This is a genomic window from Methylobacterium sp. Gmos1 (assembly GCF_053764715.1).
The window spans coordinates 302,690-327,822 of sequence record NZ_JBSNCC010000006.1 but is presented as its reverse complement, the minus strand read 5'-3'; the positions used below and the strand labels follow the sequence as shown (position 1 = coordinate 327,822).

General features: G+C 71.9%; 21 protein-coding genes. 11 read left to right on the top strand and 10 right to left on the bottom strand.

Going from position 1 to position 25,133, the window contains the following annotated elements:
* Window positions 1-106: 106 nt before the first annotated feature.
* The gene (thrS, locus tag ACS5PV_RS15325; protein WP_455396189.1) at window positions 107-2,119 is read left to right on the top strand and encodes a threonine--tRNA ligase; all 2,013 of its coding nucleotides are present in this window, start codon (window positions 107-109) and stop codon (window positions 2,117-2,119) included.
* Window positions 2,120-2,193: 74 nt separating this feature from the next.
* On the opposite strand, the gene ACS5PV_RS15320 is transcribed toward thrS, so the two are convergent.
* A complete protein-coding gene (locus tag ACS5PV_RS15320; RefSeq protein WP_455396188.1) occupies window positions 2,194-3,750 on the bottom strand; it encodes a DHA2 family efflux MFS transporter permease subunit in 1,557 nt (518 codons plus the stop codon).
* Entirely contained in the window at window positions 3,747-4,886 is a 1,140-nt protein-coding gene (locus tag ACS5PV_RS15315; RefSeq protein ID WP_455396187.1) for an HlyD family secretion protein, read from the bottom strand. The genes ACS5PV_RS15320 and ACS5PV_RS15315 overlap by 4 nt, the downstream gene beginning before the upstream one ends.
* 76 nt (window positions 4,887-4,962) lie before the next feature.
* On the opposite strand from ACS5PV_RS15315, the gene ACS5PV_RS15310 reads away from it, so the two are divergent.
* Window positions 4,963-5,655 (top strand): TetR/AcrR family transcriptional regulator, encoded by a 693-nt coding sequence (locus tag ACS5PV_RS15310; RefSeq protein WP_455396186.1) that lies wholly within the window; start codon window positions 4,963-4,965, stop codon window positions 5,653-5,655.
* Here ACS5PV_RS15310 and ACS5PV_RS15305 read toward each other — a convergent pair.
* The 5 genes from ACS5PV_RS15305 to ACS5PV_RS15285 all read right to left on the bottom strand — a co-directional run bounded on the left by ACS5PV_RS15305 (window position 5,645) and on the right by ACS5PV_RS15285 (window position 11,874).
* Window positions 5,645-7,087, bottom strand: coding sequence for a TadE/TadG family type IV pilus assembly protein (locus ACS5PV_RS15305; protein ID WP_455396185.1), 1,443 nt, complete (start codon window positions 7,085-7,087; stop codon window positions 5,645-5,647). The genes ACS5PV_RS15310 and ACS5PV_RS15305 overlap by 11 nt on opposite strands.
* A complete protein-coding gene (locus tag ACS5PV_RS15300) occupies window positions 7,078-7,803 on the bottom strand; it encodes a TadE/TadG family type IV pilus assembly protein (protein WP_455396184.1) in 726 nt (241 codons plus the stop codon). The genes ACS5PV_RS15305 and ACS5PV_RS15300 overlap by 10 nt, the downstream gene beginning before the upstream one ends.
* The gene (locus ACS5PV_RS15295) at window positions 7,803-8,345 is read right to left on the bottom strand and encodes a TadE/TadG family type IV pilus assembly protein (protein ID WP_455396183.1); all 543 of its coding nucleotides are present in this window, start codon (window positions 8,343-8,345) and stop codon (window positions 7,803-7,805) included. Before ACS5PV_RS15295 ends, ACS5PV_RS15300 begins: the two co-directional genes overlap by 1 nt.
* Before the next feature lie 210 nt (window positions 8,346-8,555).
* Window positions 8,556-9,476 carry a hypothetical protein gene (locus ACS5PV_RS15290; protein ID WP_455396182.1) on the bottom strand — a complete coding sequence of 307 codons (921 nt, stop codon included), beginning with the start codon at window positions 9,474-9,476 and terminating at the stop codon, window positions 8,556-8,558.
* Window positions 9,448-11,874 carry a YfhO family protein gene (locus ACS5PV_RS15285; protein WP_455396181.1) on the bottom strand — a complete coding sequence of 809 codons (2,427 nt, stop codon included), beginning with the start codon at window positions 11,872-11,874 and terminating at the stop codon, window positions 9,448-9,450. Before ACS5PV_RS15285 ends, ACS5PV_RS15290 begins: the two co-directional genes overlap by 29 nt.
* A 164-nt stretch (window positions 11,875-12,038) precedes the next feature.
* Here ACS5PV_RS15285 and ACS5PV_RS15280 point away from each other — a divergent pair, with 164 nt between their 5' ends.
* The 6 genes from ACS5PV_RS15280 (at window position 12,039) to ACS5PV_RS15255 (ending at window position 16,550) form a co-directional block, all read left to right on the top strand.
* Window positions 12,039-12,602, top strand: a complete 564-nt coding sequence (locus tag ACS5PV_RS15280; RefSeq protein WP_455396180.1) for a nitroreductase family protein — start codon at window positions 12,039-12,041, stop codon at window positions 12,600-12,602.
* 201 nt (window positions 12,603-12,803) lie between these two features.
* Window positions 12,804-13,430, top strand: coding sequence for a flavin reductase family protein (locus ACS5PV_RS15275; protein WP_455396179.1), 627 nt, complete (start codon window positions 12,804-12,806; stop codon window positions 13,428-13,430).
* 109 nt (window positions 13,431-13,539) lie between these two features.
* Window positions 13,540-13,833 carry a ribbon-helix-helix domain-containing protein gene (locus ACS5PV_RS15270; RefSeq protein ID WP_455396178.1) on the top strand — a complete coding sequence of 98 codons (294 nt, stop codon included), beginning with the start codon at window positions 13,540-13,542 and terminating at the stop codon, window positions 13,831-13,833.
* Between the two features lie 54 nt (window positions 13,834-13,887).
* Window positions 13,888-14,154, top strand: a complete 267-nt coding sequence (locus ACS5PV_RS15265; protein ID WP_455396177.1) for a type II toxin-antitoxin system RelE/ParE family toxin — start codon at window positions 13,888-13,890, stop codon at window positions 14,152-14,154.
* 119 nt (window positions 14,155-14,273) lie between these two features.
* Complete coding sequence (locus ACS5PV_RS15260) at window positions 14,274-15,305, top strand: transglycosylase SLT domain-containing protein (RefSeq protein WP_455396176.1); 1,032 nt, start codon at window positions 14,274-14,276, stop codon at window positions 15,303-15,305.
* A gap of 24 nt (window positions 15,306-15,329) precedes the next feature.
* Window positions 15,330-16,550, top strand: a complete 1,221-nt coding sequence (locus ACS5PV_RS15255; protein ID WP_455396175.1) for a DUF2336 domain-containing protein — start codon at window positions 15,330-15,332, stop codon at window positions 16,548-16,550.
* Window positions 16,551-17,447: 897 nt separating this feature from the next.
* On the opposite strand, the gene mdoH is transcribed toward ACS5PV_RS15255, so the two are convergent.
* The gene (gene mdoH / locus ACS5PV_RS15250; RefSeq protein ID WP_455396174.1) at window positions 17,448-19,634 is read right to left on the bottom strand and encodes a glucans biosynthesis glucosyltransferase MdoH; all 2,187 of its coding nucleotides are present in this window, start codon (window positions 19,632-19,634) and stop codon (window positions 17,448-17,450) included.
* Window positions 19,610-21,193: a glucan biosynthesis protein gene (locus ACS5PV_RS15245; RefSeq protein WP_455396173.1), complete on the bottom strand. Its 1,584-nt coding sequence runs from the start codon at window positions 21,191-21,193 to the stop codon at window positions 19,610-19,612. Before ACS5PV_RS15245 ends, mdoH begins: the two co-directional genes overlap by 25 nt.
* Before the next feature lie 253 nt (window positions 21,194-21,446).
* Here ACS5PV_RS15245 and glmU point away from each other — a divergent pair, with 253 nt between their 5' ends.
* Window positions 21,447-22,808: a bifunctional UDP-N-acetylglucosamine diphosphorylase/glucosamine-1-phosphate N-acetyltransferase GlmU gene (gene glmU / locus ACS5PV_RS15240; RefSeq protein WP_455396172.1), complete on the top strand. Its 1,362-nt coding sequence runs from the start codon at window positions 21,447-21,449 to the stop codon at window positions 22,806-22,808.
* A gap of 28 nt (window positions 22,809-22,836) precedes the next feature.
* On the opposite strand, the gene ACS5PV_RS15235 is transcribed toward glmU, so the two are convergent.
* Window positions 22,837-23,538, bottom strand: coding sequence for a DUF2270 domain-containing protein (locus tag ACS5PV_RS15235; protein ID WP_455396171.1), 702 nt, complete (start codon window positions 23,536-23,538; stop codon window positions 22,837-22,839).
* A 188-nt stretch (window positions 23,539-23,726) separates the two neighbouring features.
* Between ACS5PV_RS15235 and ACS5PV_RS15230 the strand changes: the two genes are divergently transcribed.
* Together ACS5PV_RS15230 and ACS5PV_RS15225 are read left to right on the top strand one after the other, a co-directional pair.
* Window positions 23,727-24,323: a sigma-70 family RNA polymerase sigma factor gene (locus ACS5PV_RS15230; RefSeq protein WP_455396170.1), complete on the top strand. Its 597-nt coding sequence runs from the start codon at window positions 23,727-23,729 to the stop codon at window positions 24,321-24,323.
* On the top strand, window positions 24,320-25,093 hold the full coding sequence (locus tag ACS5PV_RS15225; protein ID WP_455396169.1) for an anti-sigma factor: 774 nt from the start codon (window positions 24,320-24,322) through the stop codon (window positions 25,091-25,093). Before ACS5PV_RS15230 ends, ACS5PV_RS15225 begins: the two co-directional genes overlap by 4 nt.
* Window positions 25,094-25,133 lie beyond the last annotated feature (40 nt).

The following is a 25,133-nucleotide window of genomic DNA, read 5'->3' as shown; positions in this document are numbered from 1 at the left end:
GGCGCCGGTCCGGTGCGCGGCAGAACAAGCCCGCCGGACGTGTGTCCACCACCCGGCTTACCTGCACCGTGCGCAGGAGTGAGCCCCGAGGAGCCTTCAAAAGCCCATGCCGATCCTGACATTTCCCGATGGCGCCACGCGGTCCTACGACGGGGCCGTGACCGGCCGCGCCGTCGTCGAGGGCATCGCCAAGTCGCTGGCCAAGCGCACCGTCGCGATGGCGCTCGACGGCACGGTGCGCGACCTCGACGACACGATCGCCGAGGACGTCCGCATCGAGTTCCTCGACCGCACCGACCCGCGCGCCCTGGAGCTGATCCGGCACGATTGCGCCCACGTGCTCGCCGAGGCCGTGCAGTCGCTGTGGCCGGAGACGCAGGTCACGATCGGCCCGGTGATCGAGAACGGCTTCTACTACGACTTCCATCGCGAGACCCCGTTCTCGCCGGACGACTTCCCGGCGATCGAGGCGCGGATGCGCGAGATCATCGCCCGCGACGCCCCCTTCACCAAGGAGGTCTGGGCCCGCGACGACGTGCGCACGCTGTTCGAGGAGAAGGGCGAGGCGTTCAAGGTCGAGCTCGTCGACGCGATCCCGCCGGGCGAGGACCTGCGGATCTACCGCCAGGGCACGTGGTTCGACCTCTGCCGCGGCCCGCACATGACCTCGACCGCCAAGGTCGGCACCGCCTTCAAGCTGATGAAGGTGGCCGGCGCCTACTGGCGCGGCGATTCGACGAAGCCGATGCTGAGCCGGATCTACGGCACGGCCTGGGCAAACCAAGCCGATCTCGACGCCTACCTCAACCGCCTCGCCGAGGCCGAGCGCCGCGACCACCGTAAGCTCGGCCGCGAGATGGACCTCTTCCACTTCCAGGAGGAGGGGCCGGGCGTGGTGTTCTGGCACCCGAAGGGCTGGACGCTGTTCCAGTCCCTCATCGCCTACATGCGCCGGCGCCTGAAGGGCGACTACGCCGAGGTGAACGCGCCGCAGATCCTCGACAAGGCCCTGTGGGAGACGTCCGGTCACTGGGACTGGTACCGGGAGAACATGTTCGTCACGAAGACCGAGGACGAACGCGTCTTCGCGATCAAGCCGATGAACTGCCCCGGCCACGTGCAGATCTTCAAGCACGGCCTGAAGTCCTACCGCGACCTGCCGCTGCGGCTCGCCGAGTTCGGCTCGGTCTCGCGCTACGAGCCCTCGGGTGCGCTGCACGGGTTGATGCGGGTGCGCGCCTTCACGCAGGACGACGCCCACGTCTTCTGCACCGAGGACCAGCTCGCCGCCGAGTGCCTGAAGATCAACGACCTGATCCTCTCCACCTACGCCGATTTCGGCTTCGACGAGATCGTGGTGAAGCTCTCGACGCGGCCGGAGAAGCGCGTCGGCTCGGACGCGCTCTGGGACCACGCCGAGGAGGTGATGACCCGGGTGCTCGCCCAGATCGAGGAGCAGTCCGGCGGGCGGATCAAGACCGCGATCAATCCCGGCGAGGGCGCGTTCTACGGGCCCAAATTCGAGTACGTGCTGCGCGACGCCATCGGCCGCGACTGGCAATGCGGCACGACGCAGGTCGACTTCAACCTGCCGGAGCGGTTCGGCGCCTTCTTCGTCGATGCCGACGGGCAGAAGAAGACCCCGGTGATGGTGCACCGGGCGATCTGCGGCTCGATGGAGCGCTTCACCGGCATCCTGATCGAGCACTTCGCCGGCCACTTCCCGCTCTGGCTGGCGCCGCTCCAGGTGGTCGTCGCGACGATCACCGGCGAGGCCGACCCGTATGCCCGCGAGGTCCTGAAGGCGGCGGACGCGGCGGGCCTGCGGGCCGAGGCCGATCTGCGCAACGAGAAGATCAACTACAAGGTCCGCGAGCATTCCCACGCCAAGGTGCCGGTGATGCTGGTCGTCGGCCGCAAGGAGGGCGAGGAGCGCACCGTCTCGATCCGCCGCCTCGGCAGCCCGCAGAGCCGCACCCTGCCGCTCGACCAGGCGCTCGCCGAACTGGTGGCCGAGGCGAGTTTCCCGGACCTGCGCCGGGCGGACGCGGTGGCCGACGCTGTGCCGAGCGCGGGCGTGACGCTCGACGGGCAGCATGACGAAACGCCGGTGCCGTAGCGCGCCGCCTGATGAACCCTCCCCCCTCCGCGGGGGAGGGTCCGCGCGCCGGACGGCGCGTGACCGCGACGAACTCAGTGCGCCTCGACCGGCCCCGCCACCCGCGGCGGCTTCTTCAGCACCGCGACTACCGCCAGGCTCAGCACCAGGCTCACCCCCACGAGCCAGAACCCGTCGGCATAGGCCATCACGTAGGCCTCGCGCCGTACCTGTTGCGCCAGCATCCCGATCGCCGCAACCTTGGCGGCGAGCGGGTCGGCGACGTGGCCGTGCAGGCCCGCCGCCAGGGTCGCGAGCCGCGCCTGCGTCCGGCTCGCATTGACGGTGATCGCCTCGGCGAGCACCGAGAAGTGCATGTGCTCGCGCCGCTCGATCATCGTCGACAGCATGGCGATGCCGATCGAGCCGCCGAGGTTGCGCATCATGTTCGAGAGCGCCGAGGCGTCGGCGGTGTCGCGGGGCGCGAGCCCCGCGGTCGAGAGCTGCGACAGCGGGATGGTGAAGAGCGGCTGGCCGATCGCCCGCATCAGCTGCGGCAGGATCAGCTGGTCGGCGCCGACGTCGTGGGTCAGTCCCACGTTGATCCAGCAGCTCGCGATGAAGAACAGCGTGCCGGTGACGACCAGGAGCCGCGCGTCCACCGCCCGCATGATCAGCGGCATGAGCGGGAACAGCACGAGCTGCGGCAGGCCCGACCACATCACCACGTAGCCGATCTGCTGGGCGTTGTAGCCCTGGATCTGGGCGCAGTAGACCGGGATGATGTAGATCGATCCGAACGAGACCGCACCGAGCACCGTCATCAGCACGCAGGCACCGCCGACCGAGCGGTTGGCGAGCACCCGCAGGTTGATGAAGGGCCGCTCGGCCGTCAGCTCGCGCAGGATGAAGCCGGTGATGCCGAGGACCGCGAGCAGGCTCGCCTTGACGATGACGGGGGAGCCGAACCAGTCCTTGCGCTGGCCTTCCTCCAGCACGAAGGTCAGGGCCGGCAGGCCGGTCGCCATCAGGCCGATGCCGATCCAGTCGCCTTTCAAGAGTTCGCCCCAGCGCGCCGGCACCGATTCGAAGGCGCCGAGCTGGATCGTGGCGGCGAGCGGCCCGAAGATCAGGTTCAGGTAGAAGATGTAGTGCCAGGACAGGTTGTCGGTGAGCCAGCCGCCCACCGTCGGGCCGATCGCCGGCGCGAAGGTGGCGGTGAGCCCGAACAGCGCGATGCCGACCGGCTGCTGGCTCTTCGGCAGGCGGGTGCGCACGATGACGATCGCAGTCGGGATCAGTACCCCGCCGGTGAAGCCCTGGCCGGCCCGGAACAGGATCATCTGGCTTAAGGACGTCGAGAGCGCGCAGGCGAGCGAGAACCCGGTGAACAGCATGGTGTTGACGGCGAGGTAGCGCCGCAGCCCGATCACCGAGGAGAGCCAGCCGGTGAGCGGGATCACGATGATCTCGGCCATCAGGTAGGCGGTCGAGATCCAGCTGCCTTCCTCCGTCGAGGCGCCGAGCGCGCCCTGGATGTCGGCGAGCGAGGCGTTGGTGATCTGGATGTCGAGGATCGCCGTGAAGGCGCCGAGGATCGCCCCGAACACCGCGAGCCAGTCGCGCCCGCTCGCCTTGGCGTCGGGGGTCATCGCGCCAGCGCCTCGCTGACCAAAGCCGCGGCCGGGCGGCGCTCGCCGGGCTCGATCACCCCGCGGGTGTGGACGGTGGCCTCGACCGAGAGGCCCGGGCGCAGGCGGGAGAGCAGGGGATCGTCGGCGTCGAGCGCGATCCGCACCGGCACCCGCTGCACCACCTTGGTGAAGTTGCCGGTGGCGTTCTCCGGCGGCAGCAGGGCGAACTGGGCGCCGGTGCCGGGGGAGAAGCTCTCGATCCGGCCGCCGAATTCGTGCTCGCCGAGCGCGTCGACCGTGAAGGTGACCGGCTGGCCGATGGTCATGGCGCCGGTCTGGGTCTCCTTGAAGTTCGCCACGAGGTAGATGTCGCGTCCCATCGGCACCAGGGTGAGGAGCCCGGTGCCGGCGGAGACGAACTGACCGACCCGCAGCGAGCGGTCGCCGACCGTGCCGTCGACCGGGGCGGTGATCGTCGCGTAGCTGAGATTGAGGCGCGCCTGCTCGATCTTGGCCTGCGCCCCCTCCAGGGTCGCCCGGGCGCTGGCTTCCAGCGCCCGCAGGCTCTCGACCTGCTTCTGCGAGGCGGAGAGCGAGGCCACCGCCTTGTCGCGCGCCGCCCGCTTCTGGCGCAGGTCAGCGTCGGCCTGCTGCTGGCGCTGCACCGTGCCCGACCCGGTCTGGAGCAGGTTGCGGTAGCGGTCGTACTCCTTGGTCGAGAAATCGAGCCCGGCCTCGGTGTTCTCGATCTCGGCCCGTGCCGACTCGACCTGCGCCTGGGCCTGCGTGATCGCCGCGGCGGTGCCGAGGATCTGGGCCCGGGCCTTCTCGACGTCGGCCTCGGCCTGCTTGAGCGCCACGCGGTACTCGCGGTCGTCGAGGCGCGCCAGTACCGTGCCGGCCTTGACCGGCTGGTTGTCGCCGACGAGCACCGTAGCCATGGTGCCGGCGACGCGCGGTGCGACCGTGACCTTGTCGGATTGCAGGTAGGCGTCCTCGGTGGTCTCGAGGAAGCGCCCGACCGTCCACCAGTGCCAGCCATAGGCGCCGCCGCCGGACGACGCGGCGAGGAGGACGAGCGCGAGGATCGGCCGTCCCTTGCGCCGCTTGCGGGCCAGCACGGGCGGGGCGGACTCGGCGGGGGATTGCTGCATCGCGGCTGGCCGGTAATGAAACGATACGGTATCGTTGGATTATGCCGACCGGTGAATCCGGGCAAGGAGACGAGCCATGATCCAGGCGATGCCCGCCGATGCGGAGGACGCGGAGCGCCGGGCCGGGCGCCCGACCCGCGAGGCGGCGGCGCGGCGCGACGCGCGACTGATCGCCGTGGCGACGCAGCTGTTCATGGAGCACGGCTTCGACGCGACCTCGATCGACGCGGTCGCGCAAGGAGCTGGCGTGAGCAAGCCGACGCTCTACGCCCGCTACCGCGACAAGCGCGCCCTGTTCGCCGCGGTGCTGGAGGAGCGGATCCGCGAGTGGCTGGCGCCGCTCTCCGCGGCGGCCGAGGCGCAGGCCGCGGAACGGGAACCGCGGGAGGCCGGGGCGGTGCTGGACGCGTTGAGCCGGATCCTGCTCGCCCGCGCCCAGGCGCCGGGCGCGGCGGCGCTCAACCGCTGCATCGCCGCGCAGGCGCTGCGCTTCCCCGACCTCGCGCGGCTCGCCTACGAGGAGGGGTGGCTGCGCGGCGTGCGGGCGGTGGCGCACCTGCTCGCGGTGCTCGACGCGCAAGGGCAGATCGCGGTCGAGGATCCGGAGATCGCCGCCGACCTCTTCCTCAACCTCGTCCTCGGCAAGGCCTCGCGCCAGGCGCTCTACGGCATCGCGGTCGATCCGGCGGCGCAGGAGACGCGCCGCCGGGCGGCGGTGGCGTTGTTTCTCGCCGGCGTGCGGCGTCGTCCCGATCCGCCTACTGGGTGAGGCGGGCGAGCTTCAGCGCCTGGTCGAACATCGCGTTCAGGGCGGCGGTGATGTCGGCCGGCGAGTTCGCGGTGCGGAAGTAGTTCGGCCCGGAGGCGCAGGCCTGGAGCGGGGTCGCCAGGGTCGGGCTGAAGCCGTTGACCCTGTTGTTCTCCCAGGCGATGCCGCCGCCCTTGTCGGTGAAGACGATCTGATTGTAGGGGATGTAGAGCACCGAGATCGTCGCGCCGGCGGCCTTCAGGGCGTCGCAGTTCTTCGCGTCGATCTGGGACGGCTGCGAACCGTCCCACCAGGCATCGCCGTAGCCGGCGAACTTCGACGGGTTGCCCGGGTAGGCGTACTTGCCGTTCGAGTCGGTGAAGAAATGCTGCCCGTTCTGCATCCCGTCGGTGACGAGGAACACGAACGGCTTGCGGCTCGTGCTGGTCGAGCCGTCGCCGAAGCCGTTCAGGGTGACGATGCCCTTCATCTGCGGGAAGGCGACCTCGAAATGGGTGCCGCCCGCGCCGGTGCCGGTGGTGGGATCGCCGGGCGAGTTGAGCTGCGTCGCGCCGGTATCGAGGAGGTTGGTGAAGGCGAGCGGCCACGACGCCCCGCACTGGGCCGCCGTCTTCAAGGCGTTCACGTCGCTGGTCAGGCTCGCGAGCGTCGCGAGCTGGTTGATGAACGGATAGATCCCGATCCGGTACTGGTTCGGCACCGCCGGCGCCGCGGCCCGCTGCAGCAGCGCGCAGACGGCGTTGTTCACCGCGTCCGAGCGGAGCTGGATCTTGCCGGCGGCCAGACCCCAGCCCGAATTGCCCGGGAAATGGCAGGCGAATTGGCAGCCCTGCTGGTAGTCGGAGTACATGTCGTTGTTGACGTTGGCGAGCTGCGTCATGCCGCTCGTCGTCGACGGCAGGCCCATCGAGCCCGACACGTCGACCATCAGGTAGAAGTCGAGGTAGCTCGGCAGGTCGGCCGAGGCCTTGATCGTGTTGGTGACCGTGGTGGTCGGCACCGAGAATAGCTTCGCGAAGCTGTTCTGGACCGTCGCCGTGTAGGTCACGGTGGCGGTGATCGTCTGGCCCGAGATGCTGACGACCGGATTCGGCAGCGTCACGCTCGACAGCGGCACGCCGCCGGCATTGACCTTGAAGGTGTTGACGGCCTGCGCCGCCCCCGCGGTCTTGGCGGCGTCGAGCACGCCGTTCTGCGACGAGTTGGCGGCGACGTAGGCCTTGGCCGTGACCACGGCGGCGAGCGCCGCGGCGTCCCCCGCCCGGTCGAGACGCGAACGGTTGGTGATCGCGACGCCGTAATCGATGCCGAGCCCGACGAGGCCGATGATCGGGATCAGGCAGAGCCCGAACATGATGCCGATGCCACCGTCGCGCGCCCGCATCAGCGATGCCAGCGCCGTGGTGAAGCGGGATGCGCGATTCAGGAACATTTCGAGGCGATTCCGTCGTTGCCGTTGAGGTCGTAGTCGATCAGCGGGGCGTAACGCGGCTGGACGTAGGCCGAGCGCGCGATTTTGAACGAGGGCAGGTACCGCGCGCCGAAGGTCGGCGTGAAGGTGAACACCGCGTCGATCACCACCATCGTGTAGGGGCCGTAGAGGGAGCGCGGCAGGGTCGTCGGGGTCGGGGGCGCGGTGTTGTCGGCCGGGATCAGCGCCGTGCCGCAGCGCCGGTAGAGCGCTCCGCTCGTCGGCTGCGTCGTGCCGGTGCTGGTCCACACCACGCTGGCGCTGTAGCAGGCGCTCTGGTCGGCCGGGTCCGGGCAGGTCGAGGAGTTCGCCTTGAACTGGATGCTGGCGTAGTTGATCGTGATGACCTGCCACCACTGCTTGCCCTGGCGCTTGCCCTCGCTCATCAGGTACGGGAACAGCACCAGGGACGAATCGTAGCTGAAATGCAGGTCGCCCTTGTTCACCAGGGCGTTGACCGTGCTGTTGTCGGAGGGTGGTCTCGCCTGCGAGATCATCTGGCTGATCGACCGGACCACCAGCTCGACCTTGCGCACCGCGTTGACGTAGGCGACGACCTGGATGCCCGCGAGCAGCAGCGTGAGCAGGACGGGCAGGATCAGCGCGAGCTCGATGGCGGCGAGCCCGTCGTCGGCGAGGCGGAAGCGCTGGATCCGGGCGAGGAGCGCGGGCCGCATCAGTACTGCTCGACGCGGAAGGCGGCGGTCGAGATCAGCAGGTAGGCCGCCTTGCCCTTGTAGCTCGTGGTGCCGTCGAGCCAGCTCGACATGAAGGGCGGCAGGAGGGTGATCGGATAGACGACCTGCAGGTACTGGTAGTCGCCCCGGTTGCCGAGGGAGAACTGGCCGCTGCCCGGTGTCAGGGGCGGCACCGTCAGGCCGCTCATGTCGGACTTGGCGTAGGTGTAGTAGCCCGGGTTTCCCTCAGGCACGACATACAGGTTGACGATGACGTTGCTGCACGACATCGCCGTGGGCAGGTAGCCGCAGAGCGCCTGCGTGAAGGTCGCGAGGCTGGCCGAACTCTGCTGCTGCGGATTGCCGATGAGGACCTGGCGCGACGCCTGCTCGGTCGCGTAGTCGAGCTTCTGGCCGAAATACAGGATCTGCGCCATGATCATCGTGCCCACGAGGGCGGCGATGAACAGCATCCCGACGAGGCCGAACTCGACGGCCGTCGATCCTTTCTCGTCGCGAATGAAAGCAGGCACGCAGCGCATGCGGCCAACCGTTGCGGCACCGGGGTTAAGATCCCGATAAGCGGTTGCGCGAGACTCTTGCGCGTCACCGTTACGCGCAGCCCCCCGTCGGTCGCGCGCCTAACCGGTGGTTAGCGTGTTCGCCGAAAGCCGCCGTCTCGACGCCGGCGCCCGGCAATTCCCACGGATCCCGACGCTCACGGATCCTTGGCGCTCACGGATCCTTGGCGCTTACGGATCCTTGGCGATCGCCTCGATGTCGCGGTCGACGCCGCTCTCGACCTTGAAGTCCTGGGTGTAGACCTTGCCGTCGTGGCGGGCGATCAGCTGGTACTCGCCCTCCGCGAGGGTCACCTGCGGGAAGGCGCCGATCGCCTCGCGGATCGTGTCGCCGCCCGGCGTCAGAACGCTGAAGGCGGTGCCGGCGAAGGCCTCGGTGCCGGGGGAGGCGACGAGCTTCAGGGTCACGGTGGCGGCGCGGTGGTTGAGGGTCGCGTCGGTGAGGCGCCCGTTCTCGACCTTCAGGTCGGCGCGCTGGATCGCGTTCGAATCGCCCCAGGTCGAGACGACGTGGTAGGTGCCCTCGGGCAGCCGCACCACCTCGCCGGCCTTGACGCCGTCGCGCACGAGCCGCCCCTCCGGGTTGTTGCCGATCGGCACGAAGACCGCGAAGGCGAGCTGGCTGCCCGCGATCTTCGCCTCGCCGACTGCGCCGGAGAGGCGCAGCGCCCCGGCATTGACGGTGAGCTGGTCGCTCGCGGACCCCGAGTTCAGGGTCACGCGCTTCGAGGTGCTGACGAAGCCGTAGGTGACGTTGGCGAGGTAGCTGCCCGGCGGCAGCCGGAAGGTCGGCTGCGCCTCCTCGGAGCGGGCGAGCACCACGGGCTTGCCGCCCTCCGGCCGGTCCTCGTAGATCCGCCAGGTCAGGCCGCCGCGCAGGGGCTTGGCCTCGCTGGTCAGCACCGCCCGCAAGGAGAGGCTCGCCTCGGCGGGGGCCGGCGCCGGGGGCGGGCCCTGCGTCACGCCCTGCGGCGCGACGCCCTGCGCGCCGCCCGGGAGCGGGGCCGGCGCCTGCGCGAGGACCGGGAGTGCAGGACCTGCCGCGAGCGCGAGCGCCAGGGCCTTACCGAACCGCCGTCTCGCCCGCGTCATCGTCCCTCGCCAGCAATTCGCTCGCCGCCGCCACCAGGTTGTCGACCGAGAGCGGCCGGAACCGGAACTCGACCACGTGCCTGCCGGCCGGCACCTCGACCCCGCGGAAGAGCAGGTTGGTGCGCAGGATCGGGCGGCGCTCACCGTCCACCCGCGCCTGCCAGCCCGGGTAGAAGATGTCGTGCAGCACCAGCACGCTGTCGCGGTCGGTCTCGACCTCCACGGTGACGACATTGCGGCGATAGGCGAGAATGGTCGCCGTGCCCTTCGCCGCGGTCACCGGGGCGGCCGGGTCGTGCAAGCCGAACGCGCCCTTGATCTTCGGCACGCTGTCCTGGTCGACGAGCGCCGTCTCGCTGCCCTCGAACTCGGGCAGTTCGTCCTGGTTGAGCACGCTCTCGGAATCGACCGGGACGAGGCGGGTGGCGAGATAGGCCCGGGGCTTGGCCGGATCGAGGCGGTAGATCCACATCTCGCCCGAGCCGTAGAGGAGCTTGGCGCCGGTCAGCTGCGGGAAGTGCTTCGGCAGCCGCTCGGCCGGCCGGTCGAGGACGAGGTATTCGAGGCCGAGCAGGCTCGCGAGGCGCGAGCGGTAGCCGCGGAACAGGCCGGGGAACTGGCGCAGGTTCGGGTCGGCGGCGTTCTCGCCGGGACCGACCGCACGCTCGTAATCGGCGAGCCGCAGGGGGTTGTAGCCGATCGTGTCCTCGAGCCCGAGCACCATCGAGGCGTTCTGCCAGGCGCCGCCGAGGCCGAGGATCTCGACCCGCGGGTGCTCGCCCTTGGCGTGGCGGGCGTCGAGCTCGGCTTTCAGCAGCGTCAGGCCCTGGAGCTGCTCGGGCGGCAGCTTCTGGAACACCGCGTAGCGGCCCGCCGGCTCGGCGTTGAGGGAGTTGCCGGCGTTGCGCCAGACCAGCTCCGCCCCGAGCAAGGCCACGAGGCAGGAGGCGACGAGCGCCCGCCGGCCGCGGCCCGCCCGCAGCATCGCCACCACCGCGGCGAGCGCGATCCCGCTGCCGATCAGGCCGTCGCGCAGCGCGTCCGGCAGGTGGTGGGCCTTGGCCGCGTAGGCGTAGGACACGAACAGGATGCCACCGAGCGCCGCAAGCGCCGTCGCCGGCAGGGCGAAGCGCACGGCGCGGGCAAGGCCCGCGGTGCCGGCCCGCAGCCGCGGCGCGCCCTCGCTCACGTAGCGGTGCACGAGGTAGCCGGCGGTGAGCGAAAGCCCGATATTGATGACGAAGGTGGCGTCCGCGGGCCGGCGGTAGAGGTCGACTCCGGGGAAATGATCGAAGACCGGGGCGAAGAGCGGGGTGTAGCGCCCGAGCGCGTAGAGCGTGGCCGCGCCGAGCACGATGGCCGGGTAGCGGATCTCCCGCGCGGCGAGTCGCCCGCCGGCGATGCCGTGCCAGAGGATCAGCAGAGCCGGCAGGGTGCCGGCGAAGAGGTAGTTCACCGCCCGGTCGGTCCAGGTGTTGCCGTCCATCGACTGCCAGTCGGGGCCCCAGTAATCGTAGGTCCAGCGCAGCGAGCCGAACACGTCGGCAAACAGCGCGGTGGCAAAGCTCGACGGCGGCAGCGAGCCCATGATCGCCGCGCCGTAGCCGAAGGACGGCCGCGTCGAGGTCATCAGGAACTGCATGGTGAGGAGCGAGGGCACGGCGAGCAGCGCGCCGCCGACCACTGCCATCACGGCGAGCACGCCGACCCGCGCCCGCAGGTAGGCGAGCGGCGCCGGCGCCGTGAGCACCGCGTGGACCGCGACGCCGATCAGGCTCAGGCCACACAGGAACGCCACCTGGTCGCGTCCCACCGTCATCACGGCGGCGATGACCGCGAAGGCGAGCCCGAAGGCGTAGGAGCGGCGCGCCAGCGCCTCCTCCAGCAGCCACCAGGCCAGCGGCACGAAGCCGTAGGAGATGATCATGCCGGTGTGCTGGAGCCGGGCCGAGGCCGAGCCGCCGAGCACGAACACCATCGCGGCCGCGACCGCGCCGGCGGCGTGCCAGCCGCGGCGGCGAAACAGCAGCAGCGTCGCCACCGCCCCGGGGATCAGGTGGGCGAACACCACCGCGTCGAACAGTTCCATCGACGGCGACGGGTCGAGCCAGGCGAACAGCAGCATCGTCGGGGTGAAGAGCAGCGATTGCGGATCCGCCACCGAGGGGTGCCCGGCGAAGTGGTAGGGATTCCACAGCGGCAATTCGCCGTTCGCCAGCGCCGCGCCGAGGTAGCGCAGCATCGGGTAGAAGTGGTTCTTGGAATCCCACGGCACCACCGCTCCGTGGAGCGGCCACACCGCGGCGGCGGCGGCCCAGAACAGCAGGACGGCGGCGAGCGCCAGCCAGAAGTCCCGGGCGGTCCAGGGATGGTGGGGGGATGCGGGCAAGCGCGTCATGGTGCGATCGGCGTCCTCGGCCCCGGCTCGCCCGGCGCCCGTCCTTCGTCGCGCCCGGCCGTGGCCGTCCGGGGCGGAATGGTGCTTAAAGGGAGCATCGGGGCGCCAGGATGGCAGCCTGTCGTCTCCGCCCCGCCGTCATAGCTCAAGCCACTGAAGCCGAGATGAACGCAATCCTCGACCTTCTCCGTACCCGCCGCTCGGTCGCGCCGGCCCAGCTCGCCGGCCCCGGCCCCTCGCCCGAGGAGCTGGACGCGATCCTCGCAGCCGCGTCCCGCGTGCCCGACCACGGCAAGCTCGCCCCCTGGCGCTTCATCGTGATCGAGGGCGAGGGCCGGGAGCGCATCGGCCGGGTGGTGGCGGACGCCTACCGCGCCGACCACCCGGAGGCCGACGAGAAGCGCCTGCGCCTCGAGGCCGGGCGGCTTGCCCAGGCGCCGCTCGTGATCGCGGTGGTGTCGCGGGCGGGCCCGCACGTGAAGATCCCCGACTGGGAGCAGGTGCTCTCGGCCGGCGCCGCGTCCATGAACCTGATCGTGGCGGCCAACGCGCTCGGCTATCGCACCGCCTGGCTCACCGAGTGGATGGCCTACGACCGCCGGGTCCTCGACGCGCTCGGCCTCGACCCGGCCGAGCGGTTGGCGGGCTTCGTCCATGTCGGCCGGGCCGGGGAGGTGCCGCCCGACCGGCCGCGGCCGGTCCTTGCCGAGATCGTGACGCGGTACTGACGCGGCGCGGGCTGGCCTCCGGCCCCCGGGATGCTCTACCGGTGACCCTTGGAGCACTGCCCGATCGCGCGGCGATCGGCAGCGCTCCAGATCTTTGATCGTGCCGCATTTTCTGCGACGAACCGGTATCCACTTCGTCGGAAAATGCTCCGAGGCCCGCGCCGGCGGGCCGCCCGTTCTCCAGACGCCCCGGGGCCGCCGATGCACTACGACGCCGAGACCCGCACCCTGAAGCACAACCCGTTCAAGGCCCTGGTGGCGCCGCGCCCGATCGGCTGGGTCAGCGCGCTCAGCGCCGAAGGCCAGCTGAACCTCGCGCCGTACTCGTTCTTCAACGGGATCGGGGACAGCCCCGAGATGGTGATGTTCTCCTCCTTCGGCCGCAAGGACGCGCTGACCTTCGCGGAGGAGGGCGGCGAGTTCGTCTGCAGCCTCGCGACCTTCGACCTGCGCGAGGGCATGAACCAGTCCTCGGCGCCGCTGCCGCGCGGCGAGAGCGAGTTCGACTTCGCCGGGCTCGCCACCGCGCCCTCGCGCAAGGTGCGCCCGCCGCGGGTCGCTGACGCGCCCGCCGCCCTCGAATGCAAGTGGCTCCAGACCATCCCGCTCGTGCCGGCCGAGGGCGGCGATGCGGCCTACTTCATGGTGATCGGCCAGGTCGTGTCGATGTACATCGACGACCGCTTCGTCACGCCCGACGGCCGGGTCGATACCGGGGCGATGCGGCCGATCATGCGCGGCGGCTACTTCGACTACTTCACGGTCGAATCCGAGAACCGCTTCGAGATGCGCCGGCCGGCGGGCGGCGGCGACGCGCCGAAGCGGTGACGGGTGCCTCGCGCCGCGACAGGCGGCGCGGGGTCCCGCGCGACCGTGCGCCGGCGATCCGGGTCGGATTTCATGCTACCGTTCCCTCCGATCACGGAGAGGGTCCGCCATGCAGGCCGCCGAGACAATCAGCATCACCATGACGTCCGAGCAGCTCCGCGCGGTGCGCGAGAGCGTCGCGTCGGGCGAGTACGCCTCCACGAGCGAGGTGCTGCGCGACGCCGTGCGCCTCTGGCAGCGCCAGCGCGAGGAGCGCGCCGAGCGCCTGAACGCCATCCGCGCCCGCACCCGCCGCTCGCTGGACGATCCGCGGCCCGCGCTCACCCTCGATCAAGTCGATGCCCGCCTGGAGGAGCTGTTCGCGGAAGCGGAGACGGCCGAGAGAGACGCCGGACGTGCGTAGGCTGCGCGTCGAGCTTCAACCGGAAGCCTGGTCGACCTGGCCGACATCTTTCAGGTGGTCTGGCAAGCCTGCCGCAACCTGACCACCGCGAGAGGCTTCGTGCGCCGGATCAGGGACCGGTGCAAACGCATCGGCGACGCTCCGCATGGCGGGCGGCCACGCGATGATCTCGAGCCCGGCCTGCGCACCGTGCCCATCGAGCGCAGCGCCGTGATCGCATACCGGGTCGAGCCTGACCGGGTGCTCGTCACCAACGGGTTCTACGGTGGACGGGATATCGAGGCCCTGTTTCTGGACCGCGGGCCGGACGACGAGGGCTGAGGCGGAAGCGGGACGCCGCCACCCGCCCCCGCTTCAACCTTCCTTTACCATAACCCCAGCATCCTGGCGCCTGAGAGAGAGCCGGCCCGCGCCTTGCGGTGCCGCTCCACCGGGCCGCCATGTTCCTGTTCAGCAACACGCCGTCGCAAGGGACTGCCAGCCAGGGCGCCGCCCAGGGCACCGGCCGCGCCGCCGCGGGCAATCCGGTGATCGACGCGATCCGCCAGGGGGCCGAGAAGACCGGCGCCGCCTTCGACTACCTGCTCTCGACGGCGCAGCGCGAATCGAGCCTCAACCCGAGCGCCAAGGCCGGCTCGTCCTCGGCCACCGGCCTGTTCCAGTTCATCGAGCAGACCTGGCTCGGGGTGATGAAGCAGGACGGCCCGTCGCTCGGCCTCGGCTCCTACGCCGACGCGATCACCGCCCGCTCGTCTGGGGGCTACACGGTGAGCGATCCGGCCGCCCGGCAGGCGATCCTCGACCTGCGGCGCGACCCGGAGGTCGCCTCGGCGATGGCCGGCGCGCTGACCCGGCGCAACGCCGATGCCCTCTCGGACGCGCTCGGCCGCGAGCCGAACCGGGCCGACCTCTACGCCGCCCACCTCCTCGGCGTGCGCGGCGCGCTGACCCTGATCCGCGCCGCCGAGGGCGCGCCCGGGCGCTCCGCCGCCGCCGACCTGCCCGAGGCCGCCGCCGGCAACCGCGGCCTGTTCTACGACCGCAGCGGCCGGGCCCGCAGCGCCTCCGAGCTCTACGCCGTGCTCGGCACCAGCCCCGCCGTCCCGTCGGCGACCGCGACCCTCACCGCCCAGGCCGCCGCGCCGACCGCCTACGCCCCCGAGGCCGGCAGCGGCCTGCGCTCGCTGTTCCAGACCGATGCCCGTCGGGGACCCGTCTCCGACAGCGTCGCCAAGCTGTGGGGCAGCCGGAGCGCCGGCGCCGCGGCGCCGAGCTACTTCCCGCGATCGAGCGACGGGCCGGTGGTCGCTTCAGCGGCGCCCGTGCCGAGCGCGCCAGCCGACACTCAAGACACCCTCCGGGATACCTTCCAGGACCCCGCGGCGACCGGCGTGCCGCTGCCGCCGGCCCGCCCGCGGGAATTCGGCGGGCGCCACCGCGCCGCCGCCACGCCTTCCTCGATCCAGTCCTAAAAAGACTGTCACGGAGCCGCGCCGATGATCATCCGCCAGTTCCTGCTCTGGACCCAGCACGAATCCGCCGGGCGCCGAGCCGAGGCGGCCTCGGCGCTCGCCCGGGCCTATCTCTACGCCAAGCTCGACCCGGCGGCGCGCTGGGAGGCGAAGACCGCCATCACGGCGCTCCTCGACGATCCCTCGCCGCTGGTGCGGCGGGCGCTCGCCGAGGCCTGCGCCAACGCCGCGGAGGCGCCCCGGACCCTGGTGGTGGCGCTCGCCCAGGACCAGTCCGAGATCGCCGGCATGGTGCTGGCGCGCTCGCCCGTCCTGTCGGATGCCGACCTCGTCGATTGCGCCGCCGTCGGCGACGAGGCCGGCCGGGTCGCGATCGCCGGGCGGCCCCACCTCTCCGCCATGCTGTGCGGGGCGCTCGCGGAGATCGCCGGCGCCAGAGCGCTCGCGGCGCTCGCGGCCAACCCGGGCGCCGAGATCACCCGCGGCAGCCTGATGCGAATGGTCGAGCGCCACGGCGAGGACGCCGCGTTGCGCGAGGCCCTGCTCGCCCGGGCCGACCTGCCCCTCGACGTGCGCCAAGCGGTCACGGCGCGCCTCGCCAGCGCGCTGTCGGCCTTCGTGAGCGGCTGCGGTTGGCTCTCGCGCGAGCGCAGCGAGCGGGTGACCCGGGAGGCGCGCGAGCGCGCGACCCTCGGGCTCGCCGACGGCTCGGACCGGGCCGACCTGCGCCGCCTCGTCGCGCATCTGCGCGCCGCCGCCCAGCTTACCCCTGGGCTGATGCTGCGGGCGATGCTGTCTGGCCGGATGGGCTTCACCGAGGCGGCGCTGACCGAGCTCTCGGGACTCTCGGCCGAGCGGGTGGCGGGGCTGCTGCACGATCCGCGCGGCAGCGGCATGGCGGCGCTCTACCGCCGGGCCGGCCTGCCGCCCGCCCTAGAGCCCGCCTTCGCGGCGGCGATGACCGCCTGGCACGAGGAGGCGAGCGGCTTCTCCGAGAGCACCGGCGCCGGCCTGTCGCGGCGGATGATCGAGCGGGCGGTGACCGCCTGCGAGCGCCTGCCCTTCGCCGATTCCCACGCCATCGTCGCGCTCCTCAACCGCTTCGACGCCGAGGCGGCCCGCGACGAGGCCCGGATGCTCGCCCGCGCCCTGGCGAGCGAGGCCGCCATCGACGCGGCGCCGGAGGCGATTCCCGCCGGCCTGATCGACAGCTACCGCCGCGACCGGCCGCGGCTCGCGGCCTGAGGGACTGGGGCGAGAGGGCCGACCGACTTCGAAGCCCTCTTTGCCCTCCCACGTCTCGGCCCTCCCACGTCTCGCCTCTCGGCGAGCCCCGGCCTGTGAGCCTGTTCGGCGCGCGGGGTTGGCGTCTCGAGACGCTTTCCATCCCACCCACACCCTCATTCCGAGGCCGCAACGCTCACACCTCGGGATGAGGGTGTGGGTGGGACGAATCGATCAGTTGAACGCTGACGGGGAGAGTCGTCGGTGCGGAGGCCAGAGGGATGGGGAGCCGATCGCGCAGGCTCCGGACGCCGTCAGCGCTCGACCGCCCGCCGGTCGGCGCACATCACCGCCGCGGCGAGGTAGCCGGCGAGCGAGACGATCACGGCCTGAGGGTAGATCGGTCGAACGAAATGCGCTGAAACGCTCATCAATCCCTCCCGATTCGGTTTGTTGCCTCTGGCTTACGATGCCGTGCGGTGCAGCGACAAGCATTCGGTGCGGAGACTTTTATCCTCGAATCGGCGGGATTAAGATCCGGGTGATCTTTCGTGGTCTCGGTATGGCCCGAGGGAGACGGTGCTCCCCTCTCGGCCGCGCGCGGTTTCGTCGATCCGGGACGCCGGCTGGTCATGGCGCGGTCTTGCGCCGCTCGCGCGCTTAACGGTTAATCCGGCCGAGGTGGCGCGCGACCGGACGGGTGCGGTGCTTCCCGGTGATGGAGCGGGAGCATCCGGCGGGCTGACGACACCCACCGGGAAGCGGAATGCTCATGCTGGCCTCCGCGGATGAGGCGACAGCGTTCCGACCCGTCCTGGATCCTCGGCGGTCATGGATCCCGGGTTCCGCTGTCGCGGCCCCGGGATGCCGATGGAGGATTGTCCGACCTGTCTCGCAGAGCGAGCGCCCGTGGGACGGCTACCCTCCGAGCCGCGCCAGCCGGTCGAGCAGGGCGCGGTCGTGCAGCAGCACCATCTTCTCCTTGGCGTTGAGCCAGCCCGCCGCCTCGTCGATGGTCTCGGCCTCGACCACCTTGGCCTGCGCCATGACGTGGTCGGGTTGGGGCGCGCCGCGGGGGCGGGGCTCGGCGGGCGGCAGGAAGGCGAGGTGGCCGGCCTGGAGGTCGGGATCGGCGTGGAGCGCCCGCACCCCGTCGGCATCGTCGTAGCCGAGCGCGGCGTTCCGCGCCTCGATCGCCCTGGCGGCGACCGCGATCGCCGGGGGCTCGCGCTCCTCGGGCGTCATCAGGAGGCCGGCGCGCTTGAGGGCGAGGCCGAGGGCCAATTGCCCGCTCGCCCAGGAGATCGGGATCGCCAGCACGAGGCCGAGAATCGTGGGCGACATCCACAGGAACAGCGAGGTGGCGATGGCGAAGGCCGCGATGCCGGCCACCAGCCCCAGGATGGTGTGCCAGCGGTGCCGGCGCACGATGTCCGAGAGCGGGATCGAGCCGTCGTCGCGCCGCTGCGGGTTCCAGCCGGCGTCGCGCCGGAGCAGGATCTGGATCACCGAGCCGGATTGCACCAGCATGGCGATCGGGGCGATCAGGGCCGAGAGCAGGGTCTCGATCAGGGCCGAGAGCACGAGGCGCGCCGCCCCGCCGCTCGCGCGCCGCACGGTGGCATCCAAGAGCCCGAGGATCAGCCCGAACAGCTTCGGGGCGAGCAGGATGCCCATGGTGATCCCGAAGAGCTGGAGCGCGCGCACCGGGTCGAAGCGCGGCCAGACCGGGTAGAGGCGGAACTCGGTCGAGAAATATTCGGGACGGATGTAGGCGGTCTGGAGGGCGAGCGCGATGCCGACCACGAGCTGCGCCGCCCAGAGCGGTGAGGCGAGGTAGCCGGCGATGCCGGTGGCGAAGTGCTGGCGCGAGGCGAGCTTGAGGCCGGCCGTGCCGATGATGCGGCTGTGCTGGAGGTTGCCTTGCGCCCAGCGCCGGTCGCGGATCGCGACGTCGATCAGCGAGGGCGGGCTCTCCTCGTAGGAGCCCTGGAGCTCGGGGAGCATGTACACGCTCCAGCCCGCGCGCCGGATCAGCGCCGCCTCGACGAAGTCGTGGCTGAGCACGTGGCCGCCGAAGGGCGGCTTGCCGGAGAGATCCGGCAGCCCGCAATGGTCGGCGAAGGCACGCGTGCGGATGATCGCGTTGTGGCCCCAGTAATTGCCGTCGCGGCCCGACCACAGGGACAGGCCGGTGGCGATCACCGGCCCGTAGATCCGGGCCGCGAATTGCTGCACCCGGGCAAACAGCGTGTTGCGGTTGATGATGAGCGGCAGCGACTGGATGATGCCGGAATCCGGGTCTGCCTCCATCGCGCGGGCGAGCGTCACCACGCAGTCGCCGCTCATCAGGCTGTCGGCGTCGAGGACCAGCATGTGGTCGTAGTGCCCGCCCCAGCGGGTGACGAAGTCGGCGATGTTGCCGGCCTTGCGGTGGTGGTTCTTCTGCCGGTGGCGGTAGTACAGGCGGGCGCCCTCGCCGAGGCGCTCGCGCAGGGCGAGATAGGCCCGCTCCTCGGCGATCCAGGCGTCGGCCTGGGTCGAATCGGACAGGATCCAGTAGTCGAAGGCCGCGCCCTCGCCGGTGGCCTCGATCGAGTCGCGGATCGCCTCGACCGCCGCGAAGGTGCGGGCGGTGGCCTCGTTGTAGACCGGCATCACCACGGCGGTGCGGGTGGCGAGCGGCGCCAGCGGCACCTCCGGCCGGCGCCGGCGCAGCAGCGCCAGGAAGCCGAGCAGGCCCGAGGTGAAGGCGAGCGCGATCCACGAGAAGTTGAGGGTGAACAGCGCCAGCAGCAGCCACTGCAACCAGGTCGTGGAGCCCGCGACCGACACGACCTCGTACATCTGCACGGCGCCGTAGACCGTCAGCGCGAGGCCGCCGCCGAACACGAAGGCGCGGGCCCCCCACGGCGCCCGGCGGCCGGGCACCTGGTGCGCCTGCGCCTCCGACCAGGCGTGCAGGTCCTGCACCGGCATGGCCAGCGGCGATTCCTCCGGCACGGCAGGCGCGACCGCGAGAGGCCTGGTCGCGAAGGGCTCGGCGTCGCGGCGGAGCGTGTCGAGGTCTGGTGCGAGGGTCACGGGGTCCACCGATACAGCCATGTCTCACTGACGGGTTTGTCGCCGGCCTTGACGACCAGGCGCAGCTCGCAGGAGGTGTCGTTGCCCGGATCGAGCTCGAACACCGCCCGCACGGTCTTGCGCTCGGGGTACGGGTAGACCCGCTGGCGGGTGATGCTGCCGGGCGCGGTGTGGAGCGCGATCTGGAGCGCGTTCGGGTCGAAGCCGTCGGCGAACGGCGCCTCGCCGGTGAAGTCGACGAGGAAGAGCCGGCGCTTGCCCCCTGCGCCCTTGCCGATCCGGGTGCTCGAGCAGGCGGCGAGCGGGGGCGCGCCGGGCACGCTCCAGCACCAGAACTGGCGGTAGCTGAAGGCGACCTCCTTGGCGACCGGATCCTTGGGACGCCAGTAGGCCAGGACGTTCTCGTTGACCTCGGATTCGCTCGGGATCTCGATCAGCTGCACCGCGCCGGCCCCCCAGCCGTGCTGCGGCACGCCCGGCCCCCAGCTGCCGAGCGGCTCGATCCACAGGCTCGGGCGCTTCTCCCAGCGCTGCACGTCGTCCTGGTAGTCGGCATAGGCGCGGGCGCGCTGGATCAGCCCGAAGCCCTTCGGGTCCTGGTCCATGAAGGCGGAGATCTGCAGGGTCTCGGGGTTCTGCACCGGGCGCCAGATCGCCTCGCCCCAGCCGTTGCGGATCTGGAGCCCGTCGACCTCGTGGGCGGCGGGGCGGGCGTCGTCGACGCCGCGGCGGTCGGTCGGCCCGAACAGGTAGGCGCCGGTCATCCCGGCGATGCCGACATGCTCGAGGGTCGTGCGCGGGCAGAGCGTCGCCTCGACGTCGACGATGGTGGCGTCGCCCGGCCGCAGGGTCATGCGGAGCGCCGCGGTGGCGGATTCGGAGTCGACCAGCGCGTGGATCACGATCTGCCCGCTGCCGGCGCCGGGCCGCTCGAGCCAGAAGGCGCGAAACAGCGGGAATTCCTCACCCTTGGCCTCCGCCGGCCGCAGGGTCAGGGCGCGGGCGGTGACGCCGTAGCTCTGCCCGGCGGCGAGCGCGCGGAAGAACGAGGCGCCCTGGAAGATCGCGCAGTCCGACGGGGCAGCCCCGTTGAAGCTCGCGTAGAGCCGGAAGCCCGAGAAGCCGAGGTCGCGTCCCTCCTCCGGGGCTTTCAGCTTGCCGAAGGTGAAGCGGTTGCGGTCATAGGCGATGCGGCGCACCACCCCGTCCTCGACCGCGTGCAGGGCCACCGGCGTGGTGAACACGAAGCCGCGGTGCAGCGGCTCGACCACGAAGCCGCGGCCCTCGCCGGCCCAGAGCAGGGCGGAGGCCTGCGCCCGCACGCCGATATACTGCTCGTAGTTCAGGTCCTTGAACGGCTCGGGCAGGTCGTTGGCGGGCGCCGCGTAGGGTTTCTTGGCCAGCGCGCGGGCGAGTTCGACCACCTGGCCGGGATCGAAGCGCTGCCCGTCCGAGAGCGGCGCCGGCTCCGCCGGCTGCGCCCCCGCCGCGCCGGCCGCGGCGAGGCCGCCGGCGAGCGCCAGCACGGCGCGCCGGTCGAGGACGGGGCGGGAGGGCGATGCGTACGGGGGCGCGGTCATCAGGTGCAGGGAAACCCGGATTCGGGGAGGAGGGCGTCGGCCGTTTACCACGGTCCGTGATGAACCGGGGGTTAAGAATCGCGTTCCGGGGGGCCGCAACATCGGGGGGCTTTTGTCAGGGGGCCGGGGGCGCCGCGCCCCCGGCCGATGCTCTTGCCACGGCTTCGCCGATACTCTTGCCGATCCGGGGCGATCGGCTAGACGGTGGCGCCACGCAGTGACGACACGTCCAGAGACGATTGACAGGCCGCCGATGACCGCCAGCACGAAGTCCGCAGGCGCGCCCGCGCCCGCTGGAGCCCGCTCCCTCCTCGCCGTCGTGCTTGCCGCCGGCAAGGGCACGCGGATGCGCTCCGACCTGCCCAAGGTGCTCCACCCCATCGCCGGCCGGCCGATGCTCGCCCACGTCCTCGCCTCGGTGGCGGCAGCCGGGGCGGGGCGCCTCGCCGTGGTGGTCGAGCCCGGCCGCGACGACGTCGCCCGGGTGGTGGCGGGGTTTTCCGGCGCCGAGACCTTCCCGCAGGAGGAGCGCCTCGGCACCGCCCACGCCGTGCTGGCGGCCCGCCGGGCGCTCACGGAGGGCGCCGACGACGTGGTGGTGGCCTTCGGCGATACGCCGCTCATCACGCCCGAGACCTATGCCCGCCTGCGCGCGCCGCTCAGCGCCGGCGCCGCGGTCGCGGTTCTGGCCTTCGAGAGTCAAAAACCCACGGGCTACGGCCGGGTGCTGGTCGAGGACGGCCGGGTGACGGCGATCCGCGAGGAGAAGGACGCGAGCGAGGCCGAGCGCCGCGTCACCCTGTGCAATGCCGGGCTGATGGCGCTCTCGGGCGCCCACGCCCTCTCGCTCCTGGAGCGAATCGGCAACGCCAACGCGGCCGGCGAGTACTACCTGCCCGATGCCGTCGCGCTGGCGGTGGCGGACGGCTTGACCGTCGCGGTGGTGCCGGTGGCCGAGGCCGAGGCGCAGGGCATCAACGACCGGGTGCAGCTCAGCCACGCCGAGGCGGCGGTGCAGGCCACCTTGCGCCGGCGCGCGATGCTGGCCGGCGCGACCCTGATCGCCCCCGAGACGGTGTTCTTCAGCCACGACACCGCGCTCGGCCGCGACGTGGTGGTCGAGCCCCACGTGGTGTTCGGCCCCGGCGTCGTCGTCGGCGATCGGTGCACCATCCACGCCTTCTCGCACCTGGAGCGGGCCCGGCTCGCCCCCGGCGTCCAGATCGGCCCCTATGCCCGCCTGCGCCCCGGCGCGGTGCTGGAGGAGGGCGCCCGGATCGGCAACTTCGTCGAGGTGAAGAACGCCGCGATCGGGGCGGGCGCCAAGGTCAACCACCTCTCCTACGTCGGCGACGCCGAGGTGGGGGAGGGCGCCAATCTCGGCGCCGGCACCATCACCTGCAACTACGACGGCGTGAACAAGCACCGCACGGTGATCGGCGCCGGCGCCTTCGTCGGCTCGAACTCGGCGCTCGTCGCGCCGGTGACGGTCGGGGCCGGCGCCTTCGTCGGCTCCGGCTCGGTCATCACCGACGACGTGCCGCCCGGCACGCTGGCGATCGGCCGCGGGCGGCAGGTGATCAAGACCGGGTGGGCGAAGCCGACCAAGGGGTGAGTGTGCGCCCTCACGCGAGGGGGCGCGCTCACACGTGCACCGACCCGTCGTCAGGGTCGCGGCGGCCCGCCCGCAGGCCCGCCGCGAGGAGCCAGGCGTAGAAGACGGCGACGCCCGCCATCACCAGCCAGCCCGGCAGCGGCCCGAGGCCGGCCCCGGCCAGGATCTCGGGGATCCCGTGCGCGGTCTCGGCGACGCCCGCCGGCGGTCCGGATTCCTGGAGCCGGGCCGAGGTGATCTTGAGCACCCAGGCCAGGAGCAGGATCGCGAACATCCAGCCGTAGTTGCGCCGCAGCCGCCGGCCGAAGGCCTCGCGCAGGCTGACGTGGAACATCGGGTGGCGCAGGTCCTCGGCGAGCAGCCGGGTCCAGCCGGGATCGGGCGCGGGTCCGGGAGCGAAGACCTCGGCGTAGTAGTGCCGCTCGAGCTGGCGCACCCGGGTGCGGTAGACGGCGAAGAAGCGGTAGCGGCGCGCCTCGATGCCGAGCAGCAGCATCACCAGCAGCATCGCGAACAGCAGCACGCCGTGATGCGCCGTCGGCGTCGAGAGCGAGACCGACAGCATCGCGGCGATGACGGTGATCGCCCAGTTGGTGGTGCGGTCGATCCGGTCGCGCCAGCCGGCCATCCGGGCGATCTCGGCCCGGTGGTAATGGGCGAGGACCGTGATGGTCTCGGACGGCGTCTTCGGGAACGGGAGCGCGGTGCCCTCCGTCGGTGCGGCGATCATGGCGGGCCTCCCCCAAGTCGGGCCTCTTCGTCGTGCGGGCCCGCGCGACCGGCATCATGGCGCAGATCCCGGCCGCGCCGGAAGGCGCGCTGCGGCCCCATCCCGGCCCATCGCCCGATGGTCCTTGGCGCACGATTGATCTATGGCGGGGCCAGGGGGGACGGCGCGTCCCCGGAGACCTTCAGGCGATGCGGCGCGTCGAGGACCGTTCCCACGAAGACCCGCCCGGCACGTCCGAGGCCGCGGCGCTGGCCGAGCTGATCGCCCAGGTGGCGGCGGGCCGGCAGGACGCGCTCAGGGCGCTCTACGACCGCACGGCCCCGAAACTTTTCGGCCTGATCCTGCGTATCGTCCGGGACCGGGGCGCCGCCGAGGACGTGCTGCAGGATTGCTACCTGCGGGTCTGGCAGAATGCGGCGGGCTACGCCCCGGAGGCGGGACGGCCGATGGCTTGGCTCGCCGCGATCGCGCGACACCGCGCCATCGACCGGGTGCGGCAAAAGGGCGAGGTCTTGATGCCGGCGAGCGACGACGAGGAGGAGGACTGGCTCGCCCGCGTCGCCGATCCGCGGGACCCGGAGGCGGAATTCCTGAGCCGCGACGCGCTCCTCGCCTGCCTCGAACGGCTGGAGCCGGCGCAGCGCGACTGCGTGGTGCGGGCCTATTGCGAAGGCCTGTCGCGGGAGGAGCTGGCCGTGCGCTACGACCGACCGGTCAACACCGTGAAGACCTGGCTGCATCGCGGGCTCGCGTCGCTGCGAGGCTGCCTGGACGCGACCGCATGAGCGCCACCCACATGAGCGCCCCCGACGAGACCGACCTGCGGGCGGCCGAATACGTGCTCGGCACCCTGAGCGCCGCCGAGCGCGAGGCCTATCGGCGCGAGCGCGCCGGGTCTGCGGCGCTTCGGGCGGCCGAGCGGGCCTGGGAGGCGCGCCTCGCGCCCCTGGCCGGGGCCGTGCCGGAGGTCGCGCCGCCGCCCGGCGCCTGGGCGGGCATCGCCGCTCACCTGGCCGCCCCTCACTCGGCCGCCGCGCACTCGGCCGCCGCAGCCTCGCCGGACGGGGCGCCGCGTCCCGCCGTTCCCGTCGTCGACCTGCGCCCGGCGCTCCGGCGCTGGCGCGGCGCCACTTTTGCCGCGGGGGCGCTCGCGGCCGGCCTCGCCCTGTTCATCGCCGTCGAGCGCCTCGCGTCCGCGCTGCTTTCGCCCAACGCCGACTCGGGGCAGTACCTCGCGGTGGTGAACCGGGGCGGCGAGCTGCCGGCCCTGGTGGTGCGGGTCGATCCGCGGGCCGGCACGGTCCAGGTCCGGGCGCTCGCCGCCGAGGCGCCCCGCGACCGCAGCCTCGAGCTCTGGGTGGTTCCGGCCTCCGGCGCCCCGCGCTCGCTCGGCCTCGTCCAGGATGCGGCCGGGACCCGCCTGTCCCTGCCGGCGGGCGATCGAGGGCTCCTCGACGGCGCGAGCCTCGCCGTCACCCTGGAACCGGCGGGCGGCTCGCCCTCGGGCGCCCCGACCGGGCCGGCGGTCTACAGCGGCCGCCTCGTGCGCGAGTAGGCGTCACGGAAAAATTCGCGGCGGCACGAAAAAAATCGCG

Bases quoted from the DNA above. Each gene is read 5' to 3' on its own strand.
- ACS5PV_RS15235 (WP_455396171.1), bottom strand. From the start codon at position 23,538: ATGATCGCCGCACCGACGGAGGGCACCGCGCTCCCGTTCCCGAAGACG.
- ACS5PV_RS15310 (WP_455396186.1), top strand. From the start codon at position 4,963: ATGATCCAGGCGATGCCCGCCGATGCGGAGGACGCGGAGCGCCGGGCC.
- ACS5PV_RS15290 (WP_455396182.1), bottom strand. From the start codon at position 9,476: ATGACGCGGGCGAGACGGCGGTTCGGTAAGGCCCTGGCGCTCGCGCTC.
- glmU (WP_455396172.1), top strand. From the start codon at position 21,447: ATGACCGCCAGCACGAAGTCCGCAGGCGCGCCCGCGCCCGCTGGAGCC.
- ACS5PV_RS15260 (WP_455396176.1), top strand. From the start codon at position 14,274: ATGTTCCTGTTCAGCAACACGCCGTCGCAAGGGACTGCCAGCCAGGGC.
- ACS5PV_RS15320 (WP_455396188.1), bottom strand. From the start codon at position 3,750: ATGACCCCCGACGCCAAGGCGAGCGGGCGCGACTGGCTCGCGGTGTTC.
- ACS5PV_RS15275 (WP_455396179.1), top strand. From the start codon at position 12,804: ATGCACTACGACGCCGAGACCCGCACCCTGAAGCACAACCCGTTCAAG.
- ACS5PV_RS15280 (WP_455396180.1), top strand. From the start codon at position 12,039: ATGAACGCAATCCTCGACCTTCTCCGTACCCGCCGCTCGGTCGCGCCG.
- ACS5PV_RS15315 (WP_455396187.1), bottom strand. From the start codon at position 4,886: ATGCAGCAATCCCCCGCCGAGTCCGCCCCGCCCGTGCTGGCCCGCAAG.
- ACS5PV_RS15245 (WP_455396173.1), bottom strand. From the start codon at position 21,193: ATGACCGCGCCCCCGTACGCATCGCCCTCCCGCCCCGTCCTCGACCGG.
- ACS5PV_RS15230 (WP_455396170.1), top strand. From the start codon at position 23,727: ATGCGGCGCGTCGAGGACCGTTCCCACGAAGACCCGCCCGGCACGTCC.
- ACS5PV_RS15295 (WP_455396183.1), bottom strand. From the start codon at position 8,345: ATGCGCTGCGTGCCTGCTTTCATTCGCGACGAGAAAGGATCGACGGCC.
- ACS5PV_RS15255 (WP_455396175.1), top strand. From the start codon at position 15,330: ATGATCATCCGCCAGTTCCTGCTCTGGACCCAGCACGAATCCGCCGGG.
- ACS5PV_RS15270 (WP_455396178.1), top strand. From the start codon at position 13,540: ATGCAGGCCGCCGAGACAATCAGCATCACCATGACGTCCGAGCAGCTC.
- ACS5PV_RS15225 (WP_455396169.1), top strand. From the start codon at position 24,320: ATGAGCGCCACCCACATGAGCGCCCCCGACGAGACCGACCTGCGGGCG.
- ACS5PV_RS15285 (WP_455396181.1), bottom strand. From the start codon at position 11,874: ATGACGCGCTTGCCCGCATCCCCCCACCATCCCTGGACCGCCCGGGAC.
- thrS (WP_455396189.1), top strand. From the start codon at position 107: ATGCCGATCCTGACATTTCCCGATGGCGCCACGCGGTCCTACGACGGG.
- ACS5PV_RS15300 (WP_455396184.1), bottom strand. From the start codon at position 7,803: ATGCGGCCCGCGCTCCTCGCCCGGATCCAGCGCTTCCGCCTCGCCGAC.
- ACS5PV_RS15305 (WP_455396185.1), bottom strand. From the start codon at position 7,087: ATGTTCCTGAATCGCGCATCCCGCTTCACCACGGCGCTGGCATCGCTG.
- mdoH (WP_455396174.1), bottom strand. From the start codon at position 19,634: ATGGCTGTATCGGTGGACCCCGTGACCCTCGCACCAGACCTCGACACG.